The organism is Actinocorallia lasiicapitis, assembly GCF_054778695.1.
Window position 1 is genome coordinate 1 of the sequence record NZ_BAAGZI010000409.1, and the last position, 4977, is coordinate 4977.

Here is a 4977-nt window from a genome sequence, read left to right on the forward strand (position 1 = left end):
GGCCACGGCGGGCTCGGGGTGGGTCGGCGAGGAGGGGCGGGTCGGGTCGGTGGCGGCGGGGTCGGCGTGCCAGGGGGTGGGCTGTTCGGTGGGGATGGAGTCCAGGACGGACTCGACCAGTTCGGGGTCGGGCAGGAACGGGGCGGGCGGGGCGGAGGGCGGCGGGGTCGCGGACACCGCGGAGCGGTGCACCGCGGACGGGGTGATGATCTCGGGGTCGAGGGCGGCGGCGGTGTCGGCGGGGGAGGGCTGGGTGAAGGAGGAACGCTCGGCGGGCTCGGGGGCGAGGAAGGACTCCAGGTCGGGGAGTTCGACACGCGCTTCCCGCTGGAAGCGCTCCGGGGTGAACAGCTCGGATCCGAGGGAGTCGTCGGCGGGGCGGGGGGCGAAGGGACGTCCGGGGGCGAGGTCGCGGCGCTGATCGGAAACGATCTTCATGGCGGGGCGGCGCAGCGGCGTGACGTCGGCGGGCGGCGGCTCCTCTTCGGTGAGGGAGATCAGCCGGGCGGCCTCGTCGTCGAGCGGCGACACCGAGCGGCGGCGCGGATCGAACTTCCATTCCGCGGCGTGCGGGCGGCCGGAGTCATAGAAGGACAGCCGGATCTGCCAGGAGTTGTCCTCGCATTTCCAGGCGTCCCACTGGACCTCCTCGAGGTCGGCGCCGCGACGGCCGAGCCGCTCCTCGACGATCTCGCCGAGCGGGGGGCCGGCCGTGGGCTCGCCGGGGGTGCGCACGACACAGCGTTGGGCCTGCTGGGCCATGTACTCCCGCTCCTGGAGGACGGGTCCCTCGAACCAGCGGACCCTCTCCACCGGGATTCCCGCCGATTCGGCGATCTCCTCGGCGGTCTCACCGGCCCTGATCCGGGTCTGGATCTCCTTGGGGCGCAAAGGACTCTCCACTTCGATCTCGAACTGACCGAGACGGGAGAAGTGCCCGCGGACCGCTGCACGCAGCCGGTCGTCCACGGGCAGGGTGAACCGAGTGCCTCGTCCGGCGGTGGCCAACACGAGGTACGAACCGTCCTCGCTCACCGCCACGAGGCGCAGCTCCTGCATACGTGTCCTTCCCAGCCTTGTCCCCGGCCCTGCACCGTCCTTGCGACAGCGGGCGCACGCGCGCCCTTTCCCCGAAGCGTCCCCGGCATACACCAGGTCAACCTCAGTAGTCTCTCGTCAAGAACACGCCTGCTGCCAGCACCGTACCCGGCATGTCCGAACATCGTCGTCCCGAATCCTCCGGCGATTTCCGCGGTGTGAGTGTGGTCACCGGATTCGACGGGACGCAGGCCAACTCCTCCCGCTGCAAGGATGCCTTGAGCAAGGCTCTCTGGGGGCCAGGCTCACGGATTCTTGTGCATCCTTTTCCCCGGCGCCGCCGACGTTCCATGATCCCTGACGTGCGAAAACGCTCTCGGCTTGTGGTTAGTTGGGGAAGCTGGCGGTTCATTACGTGTGGGCCGAAACGGATGAGGTACGGGGGTTTAGCCATGTCGCGCCCGAAGCTGGAACTCAGCGGGACGCAACTGGTCGCGAGTGCGCTCGCCACGACGACCGCGGCGATCGCCGCCTCGAAACTCGGTTCGGTGGGGACCCTCTGGGGCGCGGCCGTCACCAGCCTGCTCACCACGGGCGGCGCCGCGATCTACAAGCACTACCTCGATCAGGGCAGGGAGCGGGTCACCGCGGTGATCGAGCACACCGATCACGCCACGACCGGGGCCCGGCTGGAGCACGCGCCCGCCGGCACGACCGGTCTCGACGTGCCCGCCGCCGACCGGCCCTCGGTGGATCTTCGCGATGAGCCGGCGACGGCCTGGTGGCGGCGTCGCCGGCTGGCGCTGCTGAGCACGGCCGTCGCGGTGTTCGCGCTGGTCATGGGTGGGATCACGGTCGCCGAACGGGTCATGGGCAACTCGGTGGCGGGTGTCGTCAACAACGAGCAGGCCGACCGCGGCACCTGGGGCGGCGGCTTCACCCGTCCCGATCCGAAGCCGTCCCCGGCCAGGACCAGCCAGACCCCGAGCCCGTCGACCACCCCGTCCGGGACGCCCTCATCGACGCCGCCGACCAGCCCGCCCGCCACTTCCGAGCCGACCACCCCGGCGCCGTCGACTCCCGCCCCGACCCAGCAGCCGTCCCAGGCTCCGACGACCGACGTCCCGCAGGAGCCGGCCCCGCCGCCTCAGGCCGAGGCGACACAGCCGCCCACCGGTTCCTAGGCTCCGAACACCTTGCGGGTGTAGGCGTTGAGGAACCGGCGGTCGGGGTCGAGTTCGTCGCGGAGCTTCGCGAACTCCCCGAACTTGGGGTAGACGCTCTCGAGGTAGGCGGCGTCGCGGGTGTGCATCTTGCCCCAGTGGGGCCGCCCGCCGAACGCCGTCATGATCTCTTCGACGCCCTGGAAGTACTCGGCGTGGTCCAGCGGCCGGTACATGTGGATCGCGATGAACGCGCTGCGCCGGTCGTGGGCCATCGACAGCCAGGCGTCCTCGGCGGGCAGCAGCCGCACCTCGACCGGGAAGCTGATCTTCCAGTCGCGCCGGTCGAACGCGGCGCGCAGCTCGCGGAGCGCGGTGCCCAGGTGCTCGCGGGGGATCGCGTACTCCTGCTCCTTGAACTTCACGGTCCGCGAGGTGGTGAAGACCTTGTAGGAGGTGTCGGTGTAGGTCCGCTCGCCGAGCAGCTTCGCGGAGATCCCGTTGACGGTCCTGATCGAGCCGGGGAAGGTCTGGGTGATCTTCTGGGCGGCGCCGAAGACCTTGTTCGACAGGAACTCGTCGTCCATCCAGGCCTTGAACCTGGGCAGCGGGTCGCGCGGGCCTTCGACGCGGTTGTTCCGCTTGGTCAGGCAGCCTTCGCTGTGCGGGAACCAGAAGAACTCGAAGTGCTCGTTGTCGTGGTCGAGCTCGTCGAGCCGGCCCAGCACCTCGTCCCAGGTCATCGGCGCCTCGTGGGCCTTGAGCAGGAACGCGGGGACGGTCTGCCAGGTGATCGCGGTGACGATGCCGAGCGCGCCGAGCCCGACGACGGCGGCGTCGAACAGTTCGGGCCGCTCGGTCCGCGAGCACTGCACGACGCTGCCGTCGGCGAGGACGAGTTCGAGCGCGACGATCTGGGACGCGAGGCCCGCGGCGTCGCGGCCGGTGCCGTGGGTGCCGGTCTGGGACGCGCCGGCCAGGGTCTGCTCCTGGATGTCGCCCATGTTGGCCAGGGCGAGGCCGTGCTCGTCGAGGAGTTCGTTGAGCTTCCACAGCGGCAGCCCGGCCTCGGCGGTGACCAGCCCGGACGCGGTGTCGATGGACCGGATCGCGGTCAGTCCCTGCGGTCGGAGCAGCACGCCCTCGGCGAGGGCGGCCCCGGTGAAGGAGTGTCCGGTGCCGGGCATCCGCACGGTCAGCCCGTCTTCGGCGGCCTGGCGGACGGCGGCGGCCACCTCGTCGGTGCTGGTGGGGCTGAGCACGCGTTTCGGGGTGATCTGCTGGTTACCCGCCCAGTTGCGCCAGATCTGCTGGGAAGGCCGGTTCTGCTGGGACATGGTGGAACTCTAGCCGCCGGAATTCATGAAGAAAATTCATGTTCGTTCTTGTTATTCAACCGAGACCCGCCCAGAAGCCCCGCCAGGACGGCCGCCGCCGCTGCCCCGAACGCCAGGCTGAAGGACGCCCGGGTGCCACCCGAGTCGATCAGATGGCCGCCCACCGACGCCCCGATCGCCACCCCCACGCCGATGGCCGCTCCACACCAGCCCAGCCCCTCGGTGAGCTGCCGTTCCGGCACCGCCTGTTCGACCAGCCCGTAGGCCGGAATGATCGTCGGCGAGATCGCCATTCCGGCGAAGAAGATCACGACCATCATCAGCGGCAGGCTGGTGACGAACGGCAGCGGCGCGAGCCCGACGGCCAGCAGCGCCAGCCCGTACCGGAACCTGGTCGGCAGCGCCTTCTTCCAGCGCCGCGCCCCGTACCAGAGCCCCGCGACCCCGCTGCCGAGGGCGAAGCAGGCCAGGACGACCCCGGACAGCGCCTTGTGGCCCTGCTCGTCGGCGAAGGCGATCGCGCTGACGTCGGCCGTCCCGAACACCATGCCCAGCAGGAAGAACCCGGTGATCATCACGGCGAGCCCCGGGGTGCGCAGCACGCCGCCCCCCTCACGCGCACGTCCCGTGACGGGCGGTTCGCTGGCCCGCTGCCCGGCCAGGGCCAAGCAGCCCGCCACGGTGAACAGCCCCGCCGCCAGCACGCCGGCCGCCGGGTTGATCAGCGTGGCCAGCAGGCTCACCAGCATCGGCCCGCAGACGAAGACCACCTCGTCCAGGACCGACTCCATCGAGTAGGCCGTGTGGAGCGCGGGCCCGCCGTCGCTCAGCAGATGGCTCCACCGCGCCCTGATCATCGCGCTGAGGTTGGGCGAGCTCATCCCGGTGAACACGGCGGCGGGGAACAGGGCCCAGTCCGGCAGCCCTGCCTCCGCGCAGAAGATCAGTACGACGACCGCGACGGCGTTGGCGGTGACCAGCGGCACCAACACCCGCCCCTGCCCGTACCGGTCGACCAGCCGCGACGTGAACGGCGAGAACGCCGCCCAGCTCAGCGCGACCGTCGCCGACACGGCCCCGGCCAGCCCGTAGGAGCGCCCCGTCCCGGTCAACATGAGGACCACGCCGATGCCCAGCATGGACATCGACATGCGCCCGACGAAGCTGGCCGGCACGAAGGTCCTGGCCCCCGGGACCGCGAGCAGCGCACGATACGGATTAGCCATGACAAGACCCCCTTCAAGATCACGGTATCGCGTGGGTTCCGCGGACCTCCCGGCGACTGCCGGTACCCTGCCGGGGTGACCCGCCGCCATCTGTTCACCGCGCTCGCCGTCGTCGGGGTGCTGCTGCTCACCGGTGCCGCCGGGTGGTTCGCGATCCGGCTGGGCAGCCCGGCGGGGCGCACCCCCGCCGCCGCGCCGCCCGACCCGATCCCC

At 70.9% G+C, this 4977-nt stretch carries 4 protein-coding genes; 1 reads left to right on the forward strand and 3 read right to left on the reverse strand.

Going from position 1 to position 4977, the window contains the following annotated elements; translation table 11 throughout:
• The coding region (gene sepH / locus ACYVE7_RS28900; protein ID WP_460369018.1) for a septation protein SepH at nucleotides 1–1059 on the reverse strand (1059 nt) is incomplete at its 3' end.
• Between the two features lie 431 nt (nucleotides 1060–1490).
• Between sepH and ACYVE7_RS28905 the strand changes: the two genes are divergently transcribed.
• Nucleotides 1491–2222 carry a hypothetical protein gene (locus ACYVE7_RS28905; RefSeq protein WP_460369019.1) on the forward strand — a complete coding sequence of 244 codons (732 nt, stop codon included), beginning with the start codon at nucleotides 1491–1493 and terminating at the stop codon, nucleotides 2220–2222.
• Here ACYVE7_RS28905 and ACYVE7_RS28910 read toward each other — a convergent pair.
• Together ACYVE7_RS28910 and ACYVE7_RS28915 are read right to left on the reverse strand one after the other, a co-directional pair.
• On the reverse strand, nucleotides 2219–3538 hold the full coding sequence (locus ACYVE7_RS28910; protein WP_460369021.1) for a D-arabinono-1,4-lactone oxidase: 1320 nt from the start codon (nucleotides 3536–3538) through the stop codon (nucleotides 2219–2221). The genes ACYVE7_RS28905 and ACYVE7_RS28910 overlap by 4 nt on opposite strands.
• A gap of 23 nt (nucleotides 3539–3561) precedes the next feature.
• Nucleotides 3562–4764, reverse strand: a complete 1203-nt coding sequence (locus tag ACYVE7_RS28915) for an MFS transporter (RefSeq protein ID WP_460369023.1) — start codon at nucleotides 4762–4764, stop codon at nucleotides 3562–3564.
• Nucleotides 4765–4977 lie beyond the last annotated feature (213 nt).